General features: G+C 66.2%; 19 protein-coding genes. 16 read left to right on the top strand and 3 right to left on the bottom strand.

All coding sequences use genetic code 11. From position 1 onward, the window contains the following. Nucleotides 1–21: 21 nt before the first annotated feature. Nucleotides 22–1,524 (bottom strand): tetratricopeptide repeat-containing sulfotransferase family protein, encoded by a 1,503-nt coding sequence (locus XarbCFBP7408_RS17240; protein ID WP_104564015.1) that lies wholly within the window; start codon nucleotides 1,522–1,524, stop codon nucleotides 22–24. Nucleotides 1,525–1,684: 160 nt separating this feature from the next. Between XarbCFBP7408_RS17240 and XarbCFBP7408_RS17245 the strand changes: the two genes are divergently transcribed. The 3 genes from XarbCFBP7408_RS17245 to XarbCFBP7408_RS17255 all read left to right on the top strand — a co-directional run bounded on the left by XarbCFBP7408_RS17245 (nucleotide 1,685) and on the right by XarbCFBP7408_RS17255 (nucleotide 7,038). Continuing rightward, nucleotides 1,685–2,143, top strand: a complete 459-nt coding sequence (locus tag XarbCFBP7408_RS17245; protein ID WP_104564016.1) for a hypothetical protein — start codon at nucleotides 1,685–1,687, stop codon at nucleotides 2,141–2,143. Nucleotides 2,144–2,183: 40 nt separating this feature from the next. Next, nucleotides 2,184–3,767, top strand: a complete 1,584-nt coding sequence (locus XarbCFBP7408_RS17250) for a tetratricopeptide repeat-containing sulfotransferase family protein (RefSeq protein WP_104563996.1) — start codon at nucleotides 2,184–2,186, stop codon at nucleotides 3,765–3,767. Between the two features lie 418 nt (nucleotides 3,768–4,185). Next, on the top strand, nucleotides 4,186–7,038 hold the full coding sequence (locus XarbCFBP7408_RS17255) for a TonB-dependent receptor (protein WP_104563997.1): 2,853 nt from the start codon (nucleotides 4,186–4,188) through the stop codon (nucleotides 7,036–7,038). Nucleotides 7,039–7,210: 172 nt separating this feature from the next. Here XarbCFBP7408_RS17255 and XarbCFBP7408_RS17260 read toward each other — a convergent pair whose 3' ends face one another. Then, complete coding sequence (locus XarbCFBP7408_RS17260) at nucleotides 7,211–9,292, bottom strand: 3-hydroxyacyl-CoA dehydrogenase NAD-binding domain-containing protein (protein ID WP_104563998.1); 2,082 nt, start codon at nucleotides 9,290–9,292, stop codon at nucleotides 7,211–7,213. A 235-nt stretch (nucleotides 9,293–9,527) separates the two neighbouring features. Here XarbCFBP7408_RS17260 and rpoE point away from each other — a divergent pair, with 235 nt between their 5' ends. The 9 genes from rpoE (at nucleotide 9,528) to recO (ending at nucleotide 18,545) form a co-directional block, all read left to right on the top strand. After that, nucleotides 9,528–10,148 (top strand): RNA polymerase sigma factor RpoE, encoded by a 621-nt coding sequence (gene rpoE, locus XarbCFBP7408_RS17265; protein ID WP_016903799.1) that lies wholly within the window; start codon nucleotides 9,528–9,530, stop codon nucleotides 10,146–10,148. After that, nucleotides 10,145–11,035 (top strand): sigma-E factor negative regulatory protein, encoded by an 891-nt coding sequence (locus tag XarbCFBP7408_RS17270; protein ID WP_104563999.1) that lies wholly within the window; start codon nucleotides 10,145–10,147, stop codon nucleotides 11,033–11,035. Before rpoE ends, XarbCFBP7408_RS17270 begins: the two co-directional genes overlap by 4 nt. Before the next feature lie 109 nt (nucleotides 11,036–11,144). Then, nucleotides 11,145–12,716 carry a DegQ family serine endoprotease gene (locus tag XarbCFBP7408_RS17275; protein WP_104564000.1) on the top strand — a complete coding sequence of 524 codons (1,572 nt, stop codon included), beginning with the start codon at nucleotides 11,145–11,147 and terminating at the stop codon, nucleotides 12,714–12,716. A 188-nt stretch (nucleotides 12,717–12,904) separates the two neighbouring features. Continuing rightward, the gene (lepA, locus tag XarbCFBP7408_RS17280; protein ID WP_181106821.1) at nucleotides 12,905–14,695 is read left to right on the top strand and encodes a translation elongation factor 4; all 1,791 of its coding nucleotides are present in this window, start codon (nucleotides 12,905–12,907) and stop codon (nucleotides 14,693–14,695) included. Nucleotides 14,696–14,799: 104 nt separating this feature from the next. Next, nucleotides 14,800–15,600: a signal peptidase I gene (gene lepB / locus XarbCFBP7408_RS17285; RefSeq protein ID WP_104564002.1), complete on the top strand. Its 801-nt coding sequence runs from the start codon at nucleotides 14,800–14,802 to the stop codon at nucleotides 15,598–15,600. Next, nucleotides 15,600–16,007, top strand: coding sequence for a DUF4845 domain-containing protein (locus tag XarbCFBP7408_RS17290; protein WP_024938034.1), 408 nt, complete (start codon nucleotides 15,600–15,602; stop codon nucleotides 16,005–16,007). The genes lepB and XarbCFBP7408_RS17290 overlap by 1 nt, the downstream gene beginning before the upstream one ends. Beyond that, complete coding sequence (rnc, locus tag XarbCFBP7408_RS17295) at nucleotides 15,997–16,677, top strand: ribonuclease III (RefSeq protein WP_104564017.1); 681 nt, start codon at nucleotides 15,997–15,999, stop codon at nucleotides 16,675–16,677. Before XarbCFBP7408_RS17290 ends, rnc begins: the two co-directional genes overlap by 11 nt. After that, a complete protein-coding gene (era, locus tag XarbCFBP7408_RS17300) occupies nucleotides 16,674–17,573 on the top strand; it encodes a GTPase Era (protein WP_104564003.1) in 900 nt (299 codons plus the stop codon). The genes rnc and era overlap by 4 nt, the downstream gene beginning before the upstream one ends. Nucleotides 17,574–17,822: 249 nt before the next feature. Next, a complete protein-coding gene (gene recO, locus XarbCFBP7408_RS17305) occupies nucleotides 17,823–18,545 on the top strand; it encodes a DNA repair protein RecO (protein ID WP_104564004.1) in 723 nt (240 codons plus the stop codon). A 148-nt stretch (nucleotides 18,546–18,693) separates the two neighbouring features. Here recO and XarbCFBP7408_RS17310 read toward each other — a convergent pair whose 3' ends face one another. After that, nucleotides 18,694–19,416 carry a response regulator gene (locus XarbCFBP7408_RS17310; protein ID WP_104564005.1) on the bottom strand — a complete coding sequence of 241 codons (723 nt, stop codon included), beginning with the start codon at nucleotides 19,414–19,416 and terminating at the stop codon, nucleotides 18,694–18,696. A gap of 157 nt (nucleotides 19,417–19,573) precedes the next feature. Between XarbCFBP7408_RS17310 and rlmD the strand changes: the two genes are divergently transcribed. From rlmD to XarbCFBP7408_RS17330, 4 genes are all read left to right on the top strand, one after another. Then, nucleotides 19,574–20,908 (top strand): 23S rRNA (uracil(1939)-C(5))-methyltransferase RlmD, encoded by a 1,335-nt coding sequence (rlmD, locus tag XarbCFBP7408_RS17315; protein ID WP_104564006.1) that lies wholly within the window; start codon nucleotides 19,574–19,576, stop codon nucleotides 20,906–20,908. Between the two features lie 101 nt (nucleotides 20,909–21,009). Beyond that, a complete protein-coding gene (locus XarbCFBP7408_RS17320) occupies nucleotides 21,010–21,507 on the top strand; it encodes a CYTH domain-containing protein (protein ID WP_104564007.1) in 498 nt (165 codons plus the stop codon). A 142-nt stretch (nucleotides 21,508–21,649) separates the two neighbouring features. Then, nucleotides 21,650–22,333, top strand: a complete 684-nt coding sequence (locus XarbCFBP7408_RS17325) for a DsbA family oxidoreductase (protein ID WP_104564008.1) — start codon at nucleotides 21,650–21,652, stop codon at nucleotides 22,331–22,333. A 39-nt stretch (nucleotides 22,334–22,372) separates the two neighbouring features. Beyond that, on the top strand, nucleotides 22,373–23,389 hold the full coding sequence (locus XarbCFBP7408_RS17330; protein WP_104564009.1) for an NAD(P)/FAD-dependent oxidoreductase: 1,017 nt from the start codon (nucleotides 22,373–22,375) through the stop codon (nucleotides 23,387–23,389). Nucleotides 23,390–23,457 lie beyond the last annotated feature (68 nt).

The raw sequence follows: 23,457 nt of genomic DNA on the forward strand, positions 1-23,457 counted from the left end.
TGGTGCCGGTAGTCGGCCGGTTCAGTCCGCAGGCATGATGCCGAACCGGGCAAGTGTGTCGCGCAGCGGAGCGAGCTGGGTCGCGTAGGGTTTCCAGCGTCCGGACGCATCGCCATGCAGGGGCTGGCGCACCTGCCAGTAGCTGGCTGTCCTGACGGCTCCAGGCGCCTTGTGGAAATCCAGGCAATCCGGTTCCCAGGGCAACTGCAAAAAGTCCAGCAGTGCGCGCAGGCTGGGCTCCGGCGCGGCGACAAAGGCGTCGTAGTCGAACGTGTGGATGCTGTCCGGATACAGCGACAGCCAATGCGCCATCAGTCGCTGGTAGGCGGCATAGAAATGCCCGATGTCCTCCAGCCGGCCCGCATAGTCAAAGCGTTGTGGATTGAGCTGCTGCATGAAGATCGACAGCCCGTTGTCCAGCGGGTGACGACGTGTGTGCACGATCCTGGCCGCCGGAAACAGCTGCTTGATCAGCCCGAGCAGCAAAAAGTTGTCGGGGCGCTTGTCGGTGATGTAGCGCAGTTGCGCGTGATGGGGAACGGCCGCAGCCACGCGTCGACGATAGGCTGCGGCCAGCTGCGCCAGCGTGTGCGAGGACAGATGCTGCGCGGCCTGCGGGAATGGCGACAGCGACTGTGCGACCAGTCGCGGCAGCGCATCCAGTTCGCCCCCGGCGGCGATGCATGGGTGGCGCGACAAGGCCTGCTCGATCAAGGTGGAGCCGGAGCGGAACATGCCGCAGATAAACAGTGGCGGTACCGCGTCGTCTACGGCGGCCATGGGCGGTGGCTGGGGCGCGTCGTTTGCATCGGCAAATACCGCAGCGATGGTGTCGAAGTGCTGTTGTGTACGGATCGGGTCGTAGCGCCGCGCATGTGCATGGCCATGCCGGTTGGCGGCACTGGCCGCATCGAATGCCTGGCTGTGCAGGCCGAGACGGTCGTAGGCATGGGCCAGTGCATGCAGCAGCGTGGCCGTCAACGCAGGATCCTGCTCCGCGACCGAGCCTGCCTGCGCAAGTGCGAGCAAGCGGATGTCCTGCGCATGCGTCGGAGGATCCAGCTGCAGCAGGCGTGCGGTGGCTTGCAGCTGCAGCGCTCGTGTCTGGGCATCGACGGGAGGATTGGCGAGCAGCCGGCGATAGGCGGCGACCGCCTGGTCGCGTGCGCCCAGCTCTTCCTGCAGATTGCCCAGATTGAGCAAGGCCGGGGCGTAGTCCGGCCTGCACTGCAGTGCCAGGTCGAGTTCCTTCAGCGCTGCCGCCTCCTGATGTAGATGGTCGCTCAGCAGCGCCGCGCGATTGAGGTGGATCTGTTCCGGCAACGCGGCACCGCACTGCAATGCCTGCGCATACGCATCCAGTGCGGCGGATGCCTCGCCGGTCTGGCGCAGCAGATATCCCAGGTTGTACCAGGCATCGGCGCAGCGGGGCTGCGCCTGCAGGATGTGGCGATAGGCGGCGATCGCCTGCACCAGATGGCCTTGTTGCAGTAAGCGTGCGGCGTGCTGCAAGGACGGGTCCAAGGCGTTTTCCAGGCAGTCTTGCAGTGGGTGGGAGAGCTGCAGCTTAGGCGGCGCCGGCGGTGCGTTCAATCGCCCCGTGGCGGACGGTGATGAGCGGTCTTTCCTGCGTTCGCCGCTTGCCTTGTATGCTCTGCTGCAGTCGACCAGTGAAGATGCGCGCATGCACAAGCGAGTGGTGTGGGGGCTGACGGTGTTGAGCTGCGCCTGGGCGGTATCGGCGCAGGACGTGCCGACGCATCGCTGCGCCGCCGTACTCGATCCCTTGCCGCGGCTGGCCTGCTATGACGCCAGCTTCCCGCCAACGCAGGCGGTGCGGGCGGCGGAGGCGGACAGGGCAGTCAGGGCATTCGGCCGCAACACCCAACAGGCCTCGGCAGCGGCAGGTGCGCAGCAGTCAGCGCCTGCGCAACTCACCGCGAAGGTGCTTGCAGTGGCGTATCAGCCAGACGGTACGCGCATCGTGTCGCTGGACAGTCGCCAGCGCTGGGCGCTGACGGAAGCGAGCAGCCGCGGGCCGCTGGCCGAGGGCGAGGTCGTGGTGATCCGCAAGGCCGCAATGGGAAGCTACATGCTGGTCACCGCTGCCGGTGTCGCGCTACGCGCCCGCCGCATCGACTGACCAGGCCATCGACGGCATCGCAACAGACAGAAGGGAATGGATGACTGAGAGACTGCTACGCGCCCTGTTGCACAACGGGTATCAACTGCTGCGTCAGGGACGTTATGCCGAGGCAGTCGTGTTCGCCGAGCGCGCCTGCGCACAGCAGCCTGGCAATGCGCATCTGCTGGAGCTTGCCAGTGAAGCCTGGCTGGCCAACGGCGATCCGCAGGCCGCAGCCGACCGCATCGCACAGGCAGTGGCGGTTGCAACGTCACCGCTCCCGCTATTGATCAAATACGCCAGCTTGCTGCTGCAGCTGCGTCGCCGCCGCGAGGCCCGGCTCGTCGCCGGCCAGGCACAGGCGCTGGCCGCCGCCGACGGCGCTGCATGGTGGCGGATCGGCTCGCTGTACAGCGGCTGCCACGAGGTGGCGGCCGCCCGTGATGCGTATCGGCATGCGATGACATTGCTGGGAGAACAGCCCGGCTTGCTGTACGACCTCGCCACCATGCAGTTCTTTGGTGGCGAATTCGATGCGGCTGAGCGCACCCTGGAGCGGCTATTGCAACTGGCACCCGGCACGGGCGATGCCCTGTACCTGCGCGCCACGCTCCGGCGTCAGACCGGGCAGCACAACCACCTGGACGATCTGCGTCACCGCTTGACCACGCTGTCGGAACCGTCCGCCCGAGCGGCCGGCCTGTACGCCCTGAGCAAGGAGCTGGAGGACCTGGGCCAGCATGCGGAGTCGTTCGAGACATTGACCGCAGCAGCGGTCTGCAAGCGCAAGACTCTGCAGTACGACGTTGCTGCCGAGTGTGCGCATATCGCCCAGGTGCGCGAGGCATACGCCCCGGCTGTCTTGCGCGCACTGCAGCCCGGTCATGCGGGCGAGGGAGCGATCTTCATCGTCGGTTTGCCACGCTCCGGCACCACCTTGCTGGAGCGCCTGCTGATCCAGCGCGGCGGTGCACGCTCGGCCGGGGAGCTGATGGATTTCGGTGCGCTGCTCGGCAGTGCGACCTCCGGCGTACTGTCGACCAATCCCGAACTGACCGCCGCCCAGGCTTCGCTGCAGATCGATTTCGCGGCGCTTGGGCAGGAGTATCTGCGCGGTGCCCGTGAGCTGGTGCACGACCATCCGGTGTTCATCGACAAGCTGCCGGTCAATTACCTGTATTGCGGCATGATTGCCGCCGCGCTGCCACGCGCACGCATCATCCATCTGGTGCGCGATCCGCTGGACACCTGTTATGCGATGTACAAGACCCTGTTCTACAACGCCTATCCGTTCTCGTATGCGCTCGATGAGCTCGCGGATTACTACCTGGCCTACCAGCAGACCATGCGGCACTGGCATGCGGTGCTGCCCGGCGCCATTCTCGACGTGCGCTACGAAGAGTTGGTGCGCGACACCGACCAGCAGATCACGCGGGTGCTGAGCTGGTGCGGGCTGGCGAGCAGTGACACCATCGCCGAACTGGAGCATGTGCCGTTCGTGACTGCGAGCGCGGCGCAGGTGCGCGGCGATGTCCACCAACGCTCGGTGCATAGCTCTCGGCGGCATCTGGGCAGACTCATGCCCGTGTTGACGCGACTTCAGGCAGCCGGTGTGGTCATGCCTGGCGTCGAGGCGTTGTAAGAGTTTCTCGCTGGCCGACCAATAGTTCCTGCAACTGAGCGAGCGGCTGGCTCGCGGCCGACGAACGAACGAACGAACGAACGAACGAACGAACGAACGAACGAACGAACGAATGGGGCGAAATCGGGCTCCACGAGAGCAAAGAGCGGCATAGGGCCGCTTTTTCCGTGACATCCGCACTCTTTTGGGGATTCGCCGCACCGATTCGGAGCATTTCTGAATGGCGCTTTAATTCTCTTCAACGTGGTCTTAACATCGGGTTGGCAACTTCTTTTCGGGCGCTTCTTCGTCCGGCCGTTAGCCAGCGTGGAAGTGCAGTCCGATGCGCTTGCCAACGACGTCGCAGCATGCGCCGGCATTGCCTTAGATGCCGACGCAGTGCGTTGCGCTCACCCGTTCGAACTTCTCGGAGAGAGAGATGAGATTGAAGACCACCAAGCTGCGCGATGCCATCCGGGTATCGCTCACGGCCGGCGCCGCCGCGTTGGCCCTGTCCGGAACCGTGATGGCGCAGGAGCAGCCCGCGACGGAACTCAAGAGCCTGGACACGATCAGTGTCACCGGTACGCGCATCAAGAGCCAGACGATGACTGCCTCCAGTCCGGTGGCAGAGATCAACAAGGAAGAATTCCAGTACACCGGCTCGACCAAGGTCGAAGATCTGATCAACCAGTATCCGCAGCTTGCGGCGTCGTTCGACAATTTTTCCAATAACGGTTCCCAAGGCTATGCAACGGTCGACCTGCGCGGGCTGGGCGCGCAGCGCACCTTGACCCTGGTCAACGGCAGGCGCATTCCCAAGGGTATCGGCGAGAGTCCGGATATCAGCATCATTCCGGCAGCGCTGGTGCGCCGCGTGGACATCCTGACCGGCGGCGCCTCGGCGGTGTACGGCTCGGACGCGGTCGCCGGCGTGGTCAACTTCGTGCTGGACGACGAATTCGAGGGCGTCAGCGTCGACATGGGCTATAACGCCTATCAGCACGACAACGGCAACAAGCTGATGCGCGGGCTGATGGACGAGGCCGGCTACGACTATCCCACCGGCAATTCCGGCTTCGACGGCATCTCCCGTAACATCGACCTCGCCATCGGTGGCAGCTTCGGCGAATCCGGCCATGCCACCGCCTGGGCCACCTGGCGCGAGAACGACCCGTTGTTGCAAGGGCAGCGCGATTACTCTGCCTGCGCATTGAGCAATCGCGGCACCGCCTGCGGCGGCTCTGCGACAGCGGATCCTGCAAATTTCTACGTGGTGGCACCGTCGGCTGGCGCGTTCTACGTGCAACCTTCCGCAGGCGGCACCTGGTCGCAGGTCGCATCGCCGAATCTGTACAACTTTGCACCGTTGAACTATTACCAGCGGCCGGACACGCGCTACACCGCCGGTACCAACATCAAGTACGAGGTCAACGAGCACTTCAAGCCTTACCTCGAAACCCTGTTCGTCAACCGCAAGAGTTCGACCCAGATCGCGCCGTCTGGTGCATTTTTCACCGACCTCAACGTCAACTGTGCAACCTCGGTGATCGGCAGCCTGTGTAACGATGTGGGCATCACCGACGACGAGTTCACCGTTTACGTGGCCAAGCGCAACGTCGAAGGCGGCCCGCGCATCACCGACTCGGATACCAACAGTTTCAGCATCACCACCGGCGCCCAGGGCGACATCAACGACAACTGGTCGTACGACGCCTCGTTCACCTACAACCGCAGTACCACCAAGTCGGAAAACAGGAACGACTTCGTGACCACGCGCGTGCGCGATGCGCTGCTGGGCTGCCAGCCTGGTTCGTTCGATGGTTGCGTGCCCTATAGCGTGTGGACCGACAGTGTCACCGCAGCAGAGGCAGAAGCGCTGCAGGGTGTGGGCATCGTCAACTACGAAACCTCGATGCGCGTGTTCAACGCCTATGTGACCGGCAATTTCGGCTACAGCCTGCCGTGGGCCGGCGATAACCCGATCAGTCTGGTCGGCGGTGTCGAGACCCGCACCGAAACCTTCAAGCGGGTGGCCGACAGCAACATGCAGACCGGCAACTTCACCGGCCTGGGTGGCCCGACCTCCAATGTGTCCGGCGACATCGGCGTCAAGGAACTGTTCCTCGAAGGCGCGGTGCCGCTGGTGGCGCAGGCCGGTAGCCTGGATCACCTGGACATGCAGCTTGGCTATCGCTACTCGGACTACGACACCTCCGGTGGCGTGAGTACCTACAAGGCCGGTCTGGGTGCGACATTCGTCGATGGCAAGTACCACCTGCGCGCCGGCTGGAACCGTGCGATCCGCGCGCCGAACGTGACCGAGCTGTATAACGAAAATACGATCGGACTGTGGAGCGGCAGCGACCCGTGCGCCGGTGCCAATCCGGTCTTCACCCAGGCCCAGTGCGCCAACACCGGCGTCACCGCGGCGCAATACGGCCGTGTCGCGGCCAACCCGGCCGGTCAGTACAACGAAATCGGCGGCGGCAATACGACGCTGCAGCCGGAAACGGCCAACACCTGGACCGTCGGTTTTGCTGCCAGCCCGATCAAGGGGCTCGATCTGAGCGTGGATTACTACGACATCAAGATCGACGATGCGATCCGCAGCATCGGCTCGTCCAACATCCTCACCGCATGCGGCGTGACCGGCAATGCGGATATCTGCAGCCGCGTGCGCCGCAATGCCACCACCGGCGATCTGTTCCGCGGTAGCGACCCGGACGTGTCCGGTCTGATCTTCAACTCGCAGGATAATTTTGGTTCGCTGCATTTCCAGGGCGTGGATCTGACCGCCTCGTACGCCTGGAGCGTCGGTCCCGGGCGCCTGACCGCCTCGATGATGGGCAGCTATGCCATCAAGCAGGAGTACGAACCGGTTCCGGGCGTGCAGGAAGTGACCTATGACTGCGCGGGCGTGGTCAACGTGGCCTGCAACAGTGCCGAATGGCGGCATGTGCTGAGCACGCGCTACAGCTTCGATCGCTACACCGTCGGGTTGCGCTGGCGCTATATCGGTGAGCTGGATTACCAGAATACCGATGGCACCCGTGGCACCACCGACGTACGCCTGGTGAACCAGGACAACAAGGTGTCGGCGTACAACTACTTCGACCTGTCCGGTTCGATGCAGTTGGGCGACTACGTCACCTGGACCTTGGGCATCAACAACATCGCCGACAAGGAGCCGCCGCTGGTGGGCGGCAGCCTGACCTTCAATGGCAACTCGCTGGGGGGTTACGATCAGGCTGGACGCTACTTCTTCACCAGTGTGGGTCTGCGTTTCTGAGCCAGGTTGCAGCTTGGTAAAAACAACGGCGAGCTTCGGCTCGCCGTTGTTTTTTTTATTGCCGGCGACGCAGCGTGTCGATGGCGTGCCGCTGCGAAATGTTCAGATCGCCGTGCCCGCCGATTGCATCTGGCGGACGCGTCCGGTCGAAGAGGAGGGCACCGTCAACGACTCAAACCACCGCTTCCCGCAGCACCGGCGACTCCCAGCCCGGGCGCGGGGCGAAGCGCTCGCCATGGCGCGCCTGCAGTGCCTGCAGACGTTCCAGTAGCGCGTCGGCGCCGACACTGCGGATGTGCTGGATCGGGCCGCCGCGGAACGGCGCAAAGCCGGTGCCGAAGATCACCCCGGCGTCGAGCAGGTCCGCATCGGCCACCACGCCGTCGTGCAGGCAGGCGACCGCTTCGTTGAGCAGCGGCAGGATCAGGCGATCTTCCAGGTCTGCCGGCGCCGCGTCGCCACTGGCCACCTCGGGCTTGACCGCGCGCCCGTTCTCCCACTTGTAGAGACCTTGGCCGTCCTTCTTGCCGCGCCTGCCCGGCTCCACGGTGGCCAGCGCCGCCGGAATCGGCAGGTGCAGGAACGGGGCGAGCTCCGCGCCCACGCCGGCGGCAACATCCAGCCCCACCGTGTCGATCAGTTCGATCGGCCCCATCGGCATGCCGAACTTCACCGCGGTCTTGTCCAGCACCGGGCCCGGCACGCCTTCGGCATAGGCAGTGGCCGCTTCGAGCAGGTACGGGAACAGCACGCGATTGACCAGGAAGCCCGGCGTGCCGGCCACCGGTACCGGGAACTTGTCCAGTGCCTTGCAGAACGCCGCCAGGCGCGCGACGTTGGCCGGATCCAGCCCGTCGTGCTGCACGATTTCCACCAGCGGCATCATCGCCACCGGATTGAAGTAGTGCAGGCCGGCAAACTGCGCCGGGCGCTGCAGATGCCCGCGGAGCTCGGTCAACGGAATCGACGAGGTGTTGGTGGTCAGCAAGGCATCGGGCTTGAGCTGCGGCTCGATGGACTGGTACAGCTCGCGCTTGGCCTGCGGGTTTTCGATGATCGCCTCGATCACCAGATCGGCCTGGGTCACGCCCGCACCAGCCAGGTCGCCACGCAGGCGCGCCGCCACCGCCGGCCGCTTGGCCTCGTGCTTGACGCGCTTGGCGAACAACTCGCCGCCGCGGCCCAGCGCCGTATCGATGAAGCGCTGCTCGCGATCCTGCAGCGTCACCTCGAAGCCCTTGTACGCCGCCCAGGCCGCGATATCGCCGCCCATCACGCCGGCGCCGACCACATGCACATGGCGGATCGGAGCCAGCGCCGCAGCGCCGGCATCCTTGCCGCCCAGCGCCTTCAGGCGCTCGGTGAGAAAGAAGATGCGGATCAGGTTGCGCGCGGTCGGCGTGCTGGCGAGCTTGACCACCGCCTTGCGCTCGGCCGCCAGGCGCGCCTGGATGCCGCCGCCGCCGGCGCGCTCCCACACGTTGATCAAGGCGTAGGGGGCCGGGTAATGCTCCTTGCGCGCCTTGCGTGCGACCTGCTTGCGCATCTGCGGGGCCAGCAGCTTGCGCGCGAGCAAGGTATTGGTGGCCCACGCGGTGGCGCGCTGCTTGAACGGGCGCTTGCTGCCGGTGAGCGCCAATGCGGCGGCGACGTCCACCAGTACTGCGGGCGCGGCGATCTTGTCGACCAGGCCCATCGCGCGGGCGGCCTTGGCCGCGACGGTGCGGCCGGTCAGCATCAGGTCCATCGCCGCCGGCGCACCGATCAGGCGCGGCAAGCGGGCGCTGCCGCCCCAGCCGGGGAAGATGCCGAGCTTGGTTTCCGGCAGGCCGATGCGCGTACTGCCATCGTCGGAGGCCACGCGGTAGCGGCACGCCAGCGCGATCTCGGTGCCGCCGCCCATGCAGAAGCCATGGATCGCCGCGACCGTGGGGCAGGGCAGCTCGGCCAGCTTCTGAAAGACGCTCTGGCCGCGATGGATCGCATCGTTGACGGTGCCCTTGCGGTCGAACTCCTGAAATTCCTTCAGGTCGGCGCCGGCGATGAAGCCGTTGGGCTTGCCCGAGCGCAGCACCACGCCCTTGGGCGGGTCCAGCGCCAGGCGTTCGACCAGCGCGCCCAACTCCAGCAGCACCTCCTGCGAAAACGCGTTGACCGGTGCGCCCTGGCGGTCGAGGCTGAGCACGACCACGCCGTCCTCGCGCAGGTCGGCCTGCCAATGGCTGAATCGGAGCCCGTCGAAACCTGGAAGCATGCGTCTGGCCGTCCGGAGATATAAGGAAAGGTCGTTATCATCCAGAGGTTGTTTCCTTCACGTCAAATACCCATACCTGTCGGCAGGGCGGCGCGCGCCTGGTGCGAGGCGTCGCCAGTGGCGCATCGGTGCAGCTAGTCTGATGCGTGAGGATCGTCCGGATCGGTATGAACTTTTCTTTTCAATGGTTGTCTCATTGCCCGACTTCGGTGGGCTGACAGGAGTGCGGCCCGACATGGCCGAAGTCGATACACCTCAGGAGCTGGACCTGGAACTGGTCCGGCGTGTGCAGCGCGGCGAAAGCGCAGCGTTCGATGTGCTGGTGCGCAAATACCAGCACCGCATCGTGGCGTTGATCGGGCGCTACATTGCCGACTGGAGCGAGTGCCAGGACGTGGCCCAGGATACGTTTGTGCGCGCCTACCGCGCGATCAACAGTTTCCGCGGCGACTCGCAGTTCTATACCTGGTTGCACCGCATTGCCGTCAACACTGCCAAGAACCATCTGGTTGCGCACAACCGCCGCCCGCCCACCGACGATATCGAGATCAGCGATGCCGAACAGTTCGATGGGGCAACCCGGTTACGCGACACCGACACCCCGGAGCGCGAATTGATGCGACAGGAGCTGGAACAAACGGTGATGCGTGCGGTCCAAGCCCTGCCGGAAGAACTTCGGTCGGCCATCACCCTGCGCGAGGTGGAGGGGCTGAGCTACGACGAAATCGCGCGAAAGATGGATTGCCCGATCGGAACGGTGCGCTCGCGCATCTTCCGGGCGCGCGAGGCCATCGACATCGAGCTGCGGCCTCTGCTGGAGACCGAAAGCGCTACCCGTGAGCGACACCGTGTATGAGCCATAACCCTGCCATGTCCACCACCGACAAGTTCGAGCGTCACTACCGTCAGCAGCTGTCTGCGCTGGTGGATGGCGAATTGAGCGCCGACGAGTCGCGCTTCCTGCTGCGCCGCCTGGCCCACGACGAGGAGCTGGCCGGCTGCCACGAGCGTTGGCAACTGTGCGGCGATGTGCTGCGTGGCGCGGCCAGCGCGCCGGCACCGCTGGATTTTGCCGCGCGCGTGCGCAGCGCCATTGCCGACGAGCCCGTGCCGCAGGCGCAGCCATCCACGCGTCCGGCCACGCGCTGGCGCTGGGGTGGCGGCGCAGCGATCGCGGCATCGGTCGCTGCGATCGCCCTGTTCATGGCGCGCGAGCGCCTGCCCGAGACCGTACCGCCGGCCGAGCAGGTCCCGGTGTTCGCGACGACAGCGCAGCTGCCGGCGGCCACGCCGGCCCCCGCCACGCCCGCAGCACCGAAGGGTCCGGCCGAGCCCGGCCCGGCCGGACCCGATCAGGTGGCCGCGCTGGCCGCAGCGGTGCCGGCCGCCGCGCTTGCATCCACCCGCCGTGGCGCGGCCACACGCAACCAGCAGGTCGCGCGCAGCGTCGCTTCGCGTCAGCAGCAGGCGCCAACCCGCATGCTGGCGTCCGCTGCTCCCGCGTCGACGACGGCCACGGCCGGTGCGGCGGCGTCATCGAATCCGTTCACGCACCCGGATACCACCCTGCAGGCGCGCCCATGGCCGCGGGCGGTGCTGTCCGGTGCGGGCGACAGTCCGCTCAATGCCAGCTTCCGCCAGGGCGGACAGGGCACCACGTTCTATCCGTTCGAGCCTGCGCCGCAGGGTGTTGCCAGCCCTGCGCCCAACCGGCCGCTGCCGGTGCAGCCGCCGCAGGATTGATACTGCCGCCGATCGTCATCCGTTCGGCGTCCTCCCTCCCGTTATCGTGCCGGACCCCTGCAGTGGCAGGGGCTTTGGCCCCTGTCGCCCTGCCATCGGAGGCAACCTGATGAACCACCGCATTCGCACCCAGATGTTCGGCCTGATCGCCATGACCCTGCCGCTGGCCGCCTGCGCGCAGCAATCCGCGCCCGCGCCCAAGGATGTTGCCCCGATTGCCGCCAACCGCAGCGCCGCGCCGGCTCCGCAGCTGGTGGCCGGGTTGCCGGACTTCACCAATCTGGTCGAGCAGGTTGGCCCGGGTGTGGTCAATATCGAAACCACCATCACCCGCAAAGACGCCATGGCGCGCCAGCGGCGCGGTGGGCAGGACGGCGGCGCGATGCCCGGCGACGAGCAGATGCCGGAATTCTTCCGCCGCTTCTTCGGGCCGGATTTCCAGATGCCGGGCGGGCCGCGGCAGGGGCCGGGCCAGGGCGGCGATGACGATGGCGGCATCGCCGGCAAGTCGATGGGCTCGGGCTTCATCATTTCCGCCGACGGCTATGTGCTGACCAATCACCATGTGGTCGATGGCGCCAGCGAGGTCACCGTCAAGCTGACCGACCGCCGCGAGTTCAAGGCCAAGGTGGTCGGCAGCGACGAGCAGTTCGACGTGGCGCTGCTCAAGATCGAGGCCAAGGGCCTGCCGACGGTGCGCCTGGGCGACTCCAACACGCTCAAGCCGGGCCAGTGGGTGGTGGCGATCGGCTCGCCGTTCGGCCTGGACCACTCGGTCACTGCCGGCATCGTCAGTGCCACCGGGCGCAGCAATCCGTATGCGGACCAGCGCTACGTGCCCTTTATCCAGACCGACGTGGCGATCAACCAGGGCAACTCCGGCGGCCCCTTGCTCAACACGCGCGGCGAGGTGGTCGGCATCAATTCGCAGATCTTCTCCGCCTCGGGCGGCTACATGGGGATCAGCTTCGCGATCCCGATCGACCTGGCCTTCAGCGCTGCCGAGCAGATCAAGGCCACCGGCCATGTGAGCCGCGGCATGCTGGGCGTGGCGGTCGGCCCGATCGACTCGCTCAAGGCGCAGGGCCTGGGCCTGCCGGATACGCGCGGCGCGCTGGTCAACGACATTCCGCCCGGCAGCCCAGCCGCCAAGGCCGGAATCGAGGTGGGCGATGTGATCCGCGCCGTCAACGGCAAGCCGATCGATGTCGCCAGCGATCTGCCGCCGATGATCGGGCTGATGGCGCCGGGCACCAAGGTCAACCTGGACGTGTTGCGCGATGGCAAGCCGCGCAAGGTGGCCGTCACCCTGACGACGCTGGACAACCCCGTCGGCAACGCCGCGGCGCGTACCGCGGCCGACGACGCCAAGCCCAGCGCCCCGGCCAGCGTGGAGCTGCTCGGCCTGCAGGTCGCCGATCTCACCGCGGCCGAGCGCAGCCGCCTGGGCCTGGAAGCCGGCGAGGGCGTGCGTATCGCCGCGGTGACCGGCGCGGCAGCACGCAGCACCCAACCGCCGCTGTCGCCGGGCCTGGTCATCGCCCGCGTCGGCCGCACCAAGGTCGGCAGCGTCGCCGACCTCAACCGCGCCCTGTCCAGCTACAAGAAGGGCGACGTGGTCATGCTGCTGGTCACCGACGGCAAGGCGACCAGTTATGTGGCCCTGAAGGCCGGCGGCTAACCTAGGGAATGGAGAGTCGGGAATCGGGAATGGCAAGAGCGGCTCCGCGATGCGAGAGCACGCCTGGCTTTTCCGATTCCCCACTGCCGATTCCCGATTCCCCGGCCCCAAGGGGGCCGGCCGTGCGATAATGCTGCGTTACCCTGACGACGGCACCGCCGGCGCCCACCTCAATGTCCTCTGATTCAATGCGGAACATCCGCAATTTTTCCATCATTGCCCATGTCGACCACGGTAAATCCACCCTGGCCGACCGGATCATCCAGCTGTGCGGCGGCCTGCAGGCGCGCGAGATGGAGGCCCAGGTACTCGACTCCAACCCGATCGAGCGCGAACGCGGCATCACCATCAAGGCACAGTCGGTGTCCTTGCCGTATACGGCAAAGGACGGGCAGGTCTACCACCTGAACTTCATCGACACCCCCGGGCACGTCGACTTCTCCTACGAAGTCAGCCGCTCGCTGGCCGCCTGCGAAGGCGCGCTGCTGGTGGTGGATGCGGCGCAGGGCGTGGAAGCGCAGTCGGTGGCCAACTGCTACACCGCGGTGGAGCAGGGCCTGGAAGTGGTGCCGGTGCTCAACAAGATCGACCTGCCGACCGCCGATGTCGACCGCGCCAAGGCCGAGATCGAGGCGGTGATCGGCATCGATGCCGAAGACGCGGTGGCGGTGAGCGCCAAGACCGGGTTGAACATCGATCTGGTGCTGGAGGCGATCGTGCATCGCATTCCGCCGCCCAAGCCGCGCGACACCGACAAGCTGCAGGCGCTGATCATCGATTCCTGGTTCGACAACTACCTGGGCGTGGTCTCGCTGGTGCGCGTGATGCAGGGCCAGATCAAGCCGGGCAGCAAGATCCTGGTGATGTCCACCGGCCGCACGCATCTGGTCGACAAGGTCGGCGTGTTCACGCCCAAGCGCAAGGAGCTGTCTGCGCTGGGCGCTGGCGAAGTGGGCTGGATCAACGCCTCGATCAAGGACGTGCACGGGGCACCGGTCGGCGACACGCTGACCCTGGCCGCCGACCCGGCGCCGCACGCATTGCCCGGTTTCCAGGAAATGCAGCCGCGCGTGTTCGCCGGCCTGTTTCCGGTCGATGCCGAGGATTACCCGGACCTGCGCGAGGCGCTGGACAAGCTGCGCCTGAACGATGCCGCGCTGCGCTTCGAGCCGGAAAGCTCCGAAGCGATGGGCTTCGGCTTCCGCTGCGGCTTCCTGGGCATGCTGCACATGGAGATCGTGCAGGAGCGGCTGGAGCGCGAGTACAACCTCAACCTGATCTCGACCGCGCCGACCGTGGTCTACGAAGTGCTCAAGACCGACGGCAGCATCATCCCGATGGACAATCCATCCAAGCTGCCGCCGCTCAACAACGTGGAAGAGATCCGCGAACCGATCATTCGCGCCAACATCCTCACCCCGCCCGATTACGTCGGCAACATCATCACCTTGTGCGAGGAAAAGCGCGGCACCCAGATCGGCATCAACTATCTGGGCAGCCAGGTGCAGATCAGCTACGAGTTGCCGATGGCCGAAGTGGTGCTGGATTTCTTCGACAAGCTCAAGTCGGTCTCGCGCGGTTATGCCTCGCTGGATTACCACTTCCTGCGTTTCGATGCCGGCCCGTTCGTGCGCGTGGATACTCTGATCAATGGCGACAAGGTCGATGCATTGAGCATCATCGTGCACCGCAGCTACGCCGACCGGCGCGGCCGCGAGCTGTGCGAAAAGATGAAAGACCTGATCCCGCGGCAGATGTTCGACGTGGCGATCCAGGCCGCCGTGGGCTCGCAAATCATCTCGCGCTCCACGGTCAAGGCGATGCGCAAGAACGTGTTGGCCAAGTGCTATGGTGGCGACGTTTCGCGCAAGAAGAAGCTGCTCGAAAAGCAGAAGGAAGGCAAGAAGCGCATGAAGCAGGTCGGCCGCGTGGAGATTCCGCAGGAAGCCTTCCTGGCTGTCCTGCAGATGGATAAGTAGCTGGGAATGGTAAATCGGGAATCGGGAATCGTAAGGGCGCAAGCGCTCCTGCTGTTCCGATTCCCCATTCCCCATTCTCGATTCCCTTTCCGAAAGGAACATCAATGAAATGGTTTGAAATCGCCCTGGTCGTGTTGACGCTGGGCACCGGCTTCATCTGGCTGCTGGACAAGCTGTTCCTGGCCAAGCGCCGCGCGGCACGCGCCGGTCTGCTGGACAGCGAGCCGGCGATCATCGACTACTCGCGCGCCTTCTTTCCAGTGCTGGCGGTGGTGTTGATGCTGCGCAGCTTCGTGGCCGAGCCGTACAAGATTCCGTCCAGTTCGATGATGCCCAATCTGCTGATCGGCGATTTCATCCTGGTCAACAAGTTCGCTTACGGTTTCCGTCTGCCGATCACCAATACCAAGTTCATCCCGACCGGCGAGCCCAAGCGCGGCGACGTGGTGGTGTTCAAGCCGCCGCATGCGCCGGACCAGAACTGGATCAAGCGCGTGGTGGGTCTGCCGGGCGACAAGATCGGCTTCCACGGCGATACGCTGTACATCAACGACAAGCCGATGCGCTATACGGTCAAGGGCGAGTACATCGGCAAGGGCAAGGGCGCCGAGATGACCGGCACCACCTTGCTGGTCGAGGATTTGCCGGGCCGCACCCACACGGTGCTGGAGTGGGTGGACCGCAACATGCCGGCCGGGCAGGGTGACTGGACCGTGCCGGCGGACAGCTATTTCGTGATGGGGGATAATCGCGACAACAGTGAAGACAGCCGGTTCTGGACCCAGACGCACTTCCTGCCGGAAGCCAACCTGCGCGGCAAGGCGTTCCTGATCTGGCTCAATTGCGAGGGGTGGTTCTGCAAGGGGAGTTTCGATCCGTCGCGGATCGGGACCGGAATCCAGTAATGCACGCACGGCGTGCCGGGGGAAGCACAATGAAGCGCAAGCAAAGCGGTATGACGTTGACGTCGTTCGTGGTGGTGCTGGCGGTGGTGGGGTTCGCGCTGTACATCGGAATGAAGCTGTTTCCGATGTACCAGGAATACTATTCGGTGCGCACGGCGATGAAAGGCCTGGCCAAGGAACCCGACAGCGCCAACATGGATCCGTCCAAGTTGCAGGATCTGTTCTTTCGTCGGCTGTACATCAACTACTCGGAAAACGTCAAGAAAGAGGACGTCAAGTTCGAGCGCGTCGATGGTGGCTGGCGCATGAAGGTCAACTACGAAGTTCGCCGCGAATTGATCGGCAATCTGGATGTCGTCGGTAAATTCGAGACGTCCCAGGACATGACGGGACGTGGTGGCGAATAGGACTTTCCAGCGTGGCGATCCGATCGGGCATGCGTTTGCCGATCCGGGATTGCTCGCCCAGGCGCTGCGACACCGCAGCGCCGGGACACCGCATAACGAACGACTGGAATTTCTCGGCGACGGCATCGTCAACCTGCTGGTCGCCGAGGCGCTTTACCAGCGCTGGCCCAAGGCCGACGAAGGCGCATTGACCCGCGCGCGTGCCGAACTCGTACGCGAGGGGGCGCTGGCGGTGATCGGCCGCAGCCTCAACCTGGGCGAGCGGCTGACGCTGGGGCCGGGCGAGCTGAAATCCGGCGGCCATCGACGCGATTCGATCCTGGCCGACGCGGTCGAGGCGATCGTCGCGGCGATCTATCTGGACTGCGGCTTCGAACGCTGCCGCGCGGTGGTGCTGCCGTGGTTCGAGCCCTCGCTGGCGGCGCTGCCGGTGGGCAAGGCAGAGAAAGACCCCAAGACCCGGCTGCAGGAATGGCTGCAGGCGCGGCAGCTGCCACTGCCCACCTACGCGCTGATCAGCGAAAGCGGCGACGAACATGCCAAGCAGTTCCATGTCGCCTGCATCCTGGAACAGCCCGTCGCCCGCGCCGAAGGCCAGGGCAGCTCGCGTCGCCTCGCCGAGCAACAGGCGGCCACCCTTGTCATCGCACAACTGGATTCCAACACGTGAGCGAAACCTCTTCCCCCCACCGTAGCGGCAGCGTTGCGGTGATCGGCCGGCCCAATGTCGGCAAATCCACCCTGACCAATGCCCTGGTCGGCGCCAAGGTCAGCATCGTGTCCAACCGGCCGCAGACCACGCGCCACCGGTTGCTGGGCATTGCCACCTTCCCCGAGGGGCAGCTTGTGCTGGTCGACACGCCCGGACTGCATCGCGAGCAGAAGCGCGCCATGAACCGGGTGATGAACCGCGCTGCGCGCGGCTCGCTGGAAGGCGTGGACGCGGCAGTGCTGGTGATCGAAGCCGGCCGCTGGGACGACGAAGACACACTGGCCTTCAAGGTCCTGAGCGACGCCGGAGTGCCGGTGGTGCTGGTGGTCAACAAGGTCGACCGGCTCAAGGACAAGACCGCGCTGTTCCCGTTCCTGGCCCAGGTCAGCGAGGGGCGCACGTTTGCTGCGGTGCATCCGGTGTCCGCGCTCAAGCGCAAGGGCCTGGAGGCGCTGGTCGGCGACCTGCTCAAGCTGGTGCCGGAGGCCGACGCGATGTTCGGCGAGGACGAGATCACCGACCGCAGCCAGCGTTTCCTGGCCGGGGAACTGGTGCGTGAGCAGTTGATGCGTCAGCTCGGCGAAGAACTGCCGTACGCCACCACGGTGGAGATCGAACGCTTTGCCGAAGATGGCGCGCTGCTGCGCATCGGCGCGGTGATCTGGGTCGAGCGCGAAGGCCAGAAGGCGATCGTGATCGGCAAGGGCGGTACCCGCCTGAAGGACATCGGCGGCAAGGCGCGCCTGCAGATGGAGCGCCTGTTCGGGGCCAAGGTCTTCCTGGAAACCTGGGTGCGCGTGCGCGAAGGCTGGTCGGACGACGAAGCGGCATTGAAGGCGTTCGGATACGAGTGAGGCCCTGGCCGACGCCGATGGCGCAGCGCTGGTGACGTGCTGGCAGCCTGTCGATGCGATCGTCTAGACCGGCAATGGCGTGGAGCTGCGATGCAAGCGATGTCTCCATGGACTGGATCGCGCCTGGTCATCGCGGCCTCTGCCGTCGACGGCTGCGATCATGTGCGTTGCCGGCAGTGGCTCACGGCGGTCAGTGCCGGTAGCCGCTCTTGTGTCCTGCAATCGCGCCCCCCTGCCGCCTGACAGACCATGCTGATCGAACACGAACGCGGTTTCATCCTGCATGTGCGGGCCTGGCGCGAGACCAGCCTGCTGGTGGAAGTGCTGACAGAGCAGCATGGGCGGGTCGGGCTATTGGCGCGCGGGGTGCACGGGCCCCGCAAGCAGGCCTTGCGGGCCGCGCTGCAGCCACTGCAGTTGATCCAGTTCAGCGCCGTGCAACGCGGCGAACTGGCCCAGTTGCGTCAGGCCGAGGCGCTGGATACCGCCCCCCGCCTGGCGGGCGAATCGATGCTGGCCGGTTTCTATATCAGTGAATTGCTGCTGCGCCTGGCGCCGCGCAACGACCCGGTGCCCGAGTTGTTCGATTGCTATGCGCAGGCGCGTGCGCATCTGGCATCCGGCCTGCCGCTGGCCTGGGGGCTGCGCCAGTTCGAGCGCGATGTGCTCGACGGCCTGGGCGTCGCATTCGATCTGCAGTACGACCGCGACGGCCAGCCGATCGACCCGGCAGCGCGTTACCGGCTCGATCCGCAGGAAGGCGCGCTGCGCGTACTGAGCGAGGCGATGGCGCAGGACCGGCGCGACACCGTCACCGGCGCGGCGCTGCTGGCGTTGGGCCAGGACGTCCTGCCCGCGGCCGACGACATGCCGGGCCTGCGTCGCAGCATGCGGGGCGTGCTGCTGCATCATCTGAGTGGACGCGGGCTGAAATCCTGGGAAATGCTCGAGGAGCTGGCGCGGCGACGTTGAGCAGCAAGGCGGCCCAGCCAACCTGGCAGGTAGTGGTCGAATACGCGTTGCATCCATGCGGACTCGCTGCGCATGCGGGCTGCCTGATGGCGCCTGTTCCGAATCGCCGACGCTGTGCCGGGCCCAGGCACAGCGGTGCGCGCGTCCTTCAGTGCAGCAGTGCAGCCACCGCCGCATGGAACTGGGTCTGCGCCGTGCTGGAATGCGGGTCCCCGCGCAGCAGGCGCACTGCGCCGGCAAGCCGCGCCGCGCCGACGAATCCGCAGCTGGCCTGCAGCCGATGCAGATGGCCGCGCAATGCCTGGTCGTCGCTGACCTGCAAGGCCGAATCCACCGCATCGCGGGTGCCCGGCAACTCGGCCAGGAACAATTCGCGCAGCGCGTTCAGATGATGTTGCTGGCCATTGAGCGCGCTGAGCGCGGCCGCTTCGTCCCAATCGCTGGCGGCGATGTCGACCACCCCCACCGGCGCCACGCTGTAGCGGCCGCGCGCCAGCCCGCGACGCACCGCCTGCAGCAGGCGCTCGGAGGTCAGCGGCTTGACCAGCAGTTCCAGAAAACCATCGGACTGCAGGCTGCGTTGCATGGCCATGGCGGTGTCCGCGGTATGGGCCAGTGCAGGCACGTCCGGGTGCAGCAGGCGCAGTGCGCGCAGCAGGCCGCTGCCGGTGCCATCGGGAAGATTGACGTCGATCAGCCACAGGTCGTGGCGGCGCGCGCGCGCGCGGTCCAGTGCCGAAGACAGCGAGTCTGCGCAATCCACATGGGCGGGAAGACCTTCCAGCACCGCCTGCAGAAAGCCACGGCTGATCGGGTCGTCCTCTACCAGCAGGAGTCGTGGTTGGGGTTCCTGGCGTGTCGCCATGTTCATGCTGCCTCCTTGTCAGCGATGCCGCGTCCTAGCGGCCGCGTGCACCGGAAGTGTGCCTGTGTTTGCGGGGCGCGACAATTGTTCTACGGCGCCAGGCGGCCGGGATCGATCGCATCTGCGACAATACGCACCCTTTTTGCCCGCAGCTCCTCGCCACGTGGCCAGAACCCGAAACCGCTTCGACCGTACTCCGTTCCAGACCGCGATCACCGACCTCAGCCACGACGGGCGCGGTGTGGCCCGCCGCGACGGCGAGGGCGGCAAGGTCACCTTCATCAGTGGCGCCTTGCCCGGTGAGCTGGTGCGTGCCGAACCCACCGCGCGCAGCCGGCATTTCGACGAGGCCAGGACGGTGGAGGTGCTGGAGGCGTCGCCGCAGCGGGTGACCCCGCGCTGCCCGCATTTCGGCGTCTGCGCCGGCTGCGTGCTGCAGCATCTGGACCAGTCGCAGCAGATCGTGGCCAAGCAGCGCGTGCTGGTGGACAACCTGGAGCGCATCGGCCACGTCACGCCGCAGGCGGTGTTGCCGGCCCTGGTCGGCGATACCTGGGGCTATCGGCGCAAGGGCCGCTTTTCGGTTCGGCGCGTCGAAAAGAAGGACAAGACCCTGGTGGGGTTCCGCGAGCTGGATCCGCGCTTCGTGGCCGATCTGTCGGTCTGCTACACGGTGATCCCGCAGATCGGCGAGAAGATTCCGCAGCTGGCGGCGCTGGTCGAAGGCCTGGACGGCAAGCGCGACATCCCGCAGATCGAGTTCATTGCCGGCGATGCTGCGGTGGTGTTGACCATCCGCCATCTGCAGCCGCTCAGCGAGCCTGACCTGCAGGCGCTGACCGCGTTCGCCCAGGCGCACGGCTTTGCGATCTTCCTGCAGCCGGGTGGCGTGGAGAGCGTGCATCCGCTATGGCCGCAGGAGGTGCCGCTGTCGTTTCGCCTGCCGCAATGGGATGTGGAACTGGCGTTCCGGCCGCTGGATTTCATCCAGGTCAACGCCTCGCTCAACCAGAAGATGATCGCGCATGCGCTGGCATTGCTCGACGCCGGGCCGGACGACCGCGTGCTGGATCTGTTCTGCGGGCTGGGCAATTTCACCCTGCCGCTGGCGCGCGGTGTGCGCGAGGTGGTCGGCGTGGAGGGCGATGCCGGGCTGGTGGCGCGCGCCAGGGACAACGCGCAGCGCAACGGGTTGGCAAACGCGCAGTTTTATGCGGCCGACCTGACCCAGGACCAGCGCAACGCGGCGTGGATGCGGCAGGGCTTCGACAAGCTGCTGCTGGACCCGCCGCGCTCGGGCGCGCTGGAAGTGCTGCAACAGTTGCCGCTGAAAAAGTTCGAGCGCATCGTCTATGTGAGCTGCCACCCCGGCTCGCTGGCGCGCGACGCCGGCTACCTGGTCAACGAGCAGGGCTTCACGCTCAAGGCCGCCGGCGCGATGGACATGTTTCCGCATACCGCGCATGTGGAAAGCATCGCGGTGTTCGAGAGGCGGTGAATCGGCAATAGTGAATCGGGAATCGTATAGGCGGTTCGCCGTATGCTGTTGCGATTCCCGATTCCCGATTCCCGATTCCCGATTCCCGATTCCCGATTCCCATGCCCATCGAAATCGAACGCAAATTCCTGGTCACCGGCGAGGGCTGGCGCGGTGCCGCGCATGCGGTGATCCCGATGGCACAGGGCTATCTCAACGATCAGGCGGCGTTGCGCAGCGGTGCGCAGAACGCGTCGGTGCGGGTGCGCATCCAGGGCGAGGACGCGTTTCTCAATCTGAAATCGCGTGAGGTGGGGCATACCCGGCAGGAGTTCGAGTATCCGATTCCGGTGGTCGAGGCGCGTGCGCTGCTGGCGCTGTGTGTCGGCGGTCTGATCGACAAGCGTCGGCACCTGGTCCAGTACCAGGGACATGTGTGGGAAGTGGACGAATTCCTCGGCGACAACGCCGGGCTGGTGGTGGCCGAGATCGAACTCGGCGATGCCGACGAGGCCTTCGCCAGGCCCGAGTGGATCGGCGCCGAAGTCACCGACGATGTGCGCTATTACAACCTGGCGCTGGCGGCGCACCCGTTCAAGTACTGGAGCGGGGATTTGTAATTCGGGATTCGGGATTCGGGATTCGTGAGAGCTAAAGCGACGCGTCGGACTTGGGCCGATTGCGTTGCGACTCTCCAATCCCTGCCTTGGTATTGGGTTTATGCTTTGCGAATCCCCAATGACGAATCTCCACTCCCCGCCCATGCGCATCGATATCTGGTCTGACGTGGTCTGCCCCTGGTGCTGGATCGGCAAGCGCCGTTTCGAGCAGGCGGTGGCCACGCTCGGTGCGCAGGCACCGGCGCTGGACATCCATTACCACGCCTTCCAGCTGGACCCCGATGCAGGCCTGGAGCCGATCCCGCTGCGTGATGCGCTGGCGCAAAAGTTCGGCGCTGCCGCGCGCGTGGAGCAGATGCTGGCGCAGACCCAGGCCACTGCGCGCGCCGAGGGCTTGCCGTTCGATTTCGGGCGCGGGCAGGTGCAGGTCAGCACCCTGCGCGCGCATCGGTTGATCTGGCTGGCCAGCCGCGAGGGCGATGTCCAGGCCGTGATCGAGGCGCTGTTCCATGCGTATTTTGCCGAAGGCCAAAACGTCGGCGCGACCGGAACGCTGGTGGCCGCCGGGTCTGCCGGCGGTCTGGACGAGGCGCGCGTGCGCGCGCTGCTGGACTCCGACGAAGGCGTCGTTGCCGTGCAAGCGCAACTGGCGCAGGCCGCTGCGCTGGGAATCCGTGCGGTGCCCAGTTTCGTCATCGATGGACGCAGCCTGATCCAGGGCGCGCAGCCGTCGGAGAGCTTTGCGCAGGCACTGTTGCAGCTGGCCGCCGAATCGGCGCCAATCGGTGGTCCCGATGCCTGCGGGCCGGACGGCTGCGCGGTGTGAACGGCCGGCGGCGTGTGGCAACGGCCTGCCGCTGACGAGATGACGCGGCTCACCCCATCGAAGACGGTTGCGGTGATCGGCGCCGGGCTGGCCGGGCTCGCCTGCGCGCAGCGGCTGCAGGCTTCGGGATGGGCCGTGACGTTGTTCGAGCAGGGCGACCTGCCCGGCGGACGCATGCGCAGCTGTGGCGGCGCTGGCTGGCAGTGCGATCACGGCGCGCAGTATTTCACCGCCCGCGACCCGGCGTTCGCCGCGGTGGTGGAGGCGTGGATCGCGCGCGGCGTTGCGGCGGTCTGGCCTGCGCGCGTCGCCAGTTGGGATGGCGCCGCCATGCGTGCGTCGCAGGGCGGCTTGACGCGTTTTGTCGGGGTGCCGGACATGGGCGCACCGGCGCGTGCGCTGGCGGCGGCCCTGACTATTCGGTTGGGCAGCTCGGTGCGATCGCTGCAGCGCAATGGCGACAGCTGGCAACTGCAGGTGGCAGAAGACGCGACCAGCCGCAGCTGCTGCTTCGACACCGTGCTGCTGGCGGTACCGGCAGCGCTTGCAGCTGCATTGCTGGCGGACAGCGTGCCCACGCTGGCGACGGCGGCCGCCAACGCACGGATGCAGCCGGCCTGGGCGGTGGTGCTGCGTTTCGACAGGCCGGTCGACCCCGGGTACGAGGCCTTGTTCGTCAACGCCGGCCCGCTGCGCTGGGTGGCGCGCGACTCCAGCAAGCCGGGCAGGCAGGGCGTGGAAACCTGGCTGCTGCATGCCACAGCCGACTGGAGCCAGGCGCATCTGGGGGCGACGCCTGAAACGGTGATTGCCAGCGTGTTGCCCGCGTCGGCCGCGCTCGGCCTGCCCCTGCCGCAGTCCTGCGATGCGTATCGCTGGACGGTGGCCAGCACCGAGCCTGCCGTGCAGATCGGCTGTGCCTGGGATGCGCCGCTGAGCATCGGCATCTGCGGCGACTGGTTGGCCGGTGGCAAGGTCGAAGGGGCCTGGCAAAGCGGCGTGGCCTTGGCAGCGCGTGTAGGCGCCGGCGATGCCGCCTGCAGCGGGCAGGAGTGATGCGTTGGCACGCGCAGTGGGAGATGCGCTGGCGTGTCGATGCAGAACGCGTCTGCGCGCCAGGCCGT

The sequence above is a fragment of the Xanthomonas arboricola pv. guizotiae genome, from assembly GCF_002940205.1.
Lineage (GTDB): Bacteria > Pseudomonadota > Gammaproteobacteria > Xanthomonadales > Xanthomonadaceae > Xanthomonas > Xanthomonas arboricola_C.

Coding starts and splice junctions, on each gene's coding strand:
- XarbCFBP7408_RS17310 (WP_104564005.1), bottom strand. CDS start 19,416: ATGAACATGGCGACACGCCAGGAACCCCAACCACGACTCCTGCTGGTA.
- XarbCFBP7408_RS17245 (WP_104564016.1), top strand. CDS start 1,685: ATGCACAAGCGAGTGGTGTGGGGGCTGACGGTGTTGAGCTGCGCCTGG.
- XarbCFBP7408_RS17260 (WP_104563998.1), bottom strand. CDS start 9,292: ATGCTTCCAGGTTTCGACGGGCTCCGATTCAGCCATTGGCAGGCCGAC.
- XarbCFBP7408_RS17275 (WP_104564000.1), top strand. CDS start 11,145: ATGAACCACCGCATTCGCACCCAGATGTTCGGCCTGATCGCCATGACC.
- lepB (WP_104564002.1), top strand. CDS start 14,800: ATGAAATGGTTTGAAATCGCCCTGGTCGTGTTGACGCTGGGCACCGGC.
- XarbCFBP7408_RS17325 (WP_104564008.1), top strand. CDS start 21,650: ATGCGCATCGATATCTGGTCTGACGTGGTCTGCCCCTGGTGCTGGATC.
- XarbCFBP7408_RS17290 (WP_024938034.1), top strand. CDS start 15,600: ATGCACGCACGGCGTGCCGGGGGAAGCACAATGAAGCGCAAGCAAAGC.
- recO (WP_104564004.1), top strand. CDS start 17,823: ATGCTGATCGAACACGAACGCGGTTTCATCCTGCATGTGCGGGCCTGG.
- rpoE (WP_016903799.1), top strand. CDS start 9,528: ATGGCCGAAGTCGATACACCTCAGGAGCTGGACCTGGAACTGGTCCGG.
- XarbCFBP7408_RS17330 (WP_104564009.1), top strand. CDS start 22,373: ATGACGCGGCTCACCCCATCGAAGACGGTTGCGGTGATCGGCGCCGGG.
- XarbCFBP7408_RS17270 (WP_104563999.1), top strand. CDS start 10,145: ATGAGCCATAACCCTGCCATGTCCACCACCGACAAGTTCGAGCGTCAC.
- lepA (WP_181106821.1), top strand. CDS start 12,905: ATGCGGAACATCCGCAATTTTTCCATCATTGCCCATGTCGACCACGGT.
- XarbCFBP7408_RS17320 (WP_104564007.1), top strand. CDS start 21,010: ATGCCCATCGAAATCGAACGCAAATTCCTGGTCACCGGCGAGGGCTGG.
- XarbCFBP7408_RS17255 (WP_104563997.1), top strand. CDS start 4,186: ATGAGATTGAAGACCACCAAGCTGCGCGATGCCATCCGGGTATCGCTC.
- XarbCFBP7408_RS17250 (WP_104563996.1), top strand. CDS start 2,184: ATGACTGAGAGACTGCTACGCGCCCTGTTGCACAACGGGTATCAACTG.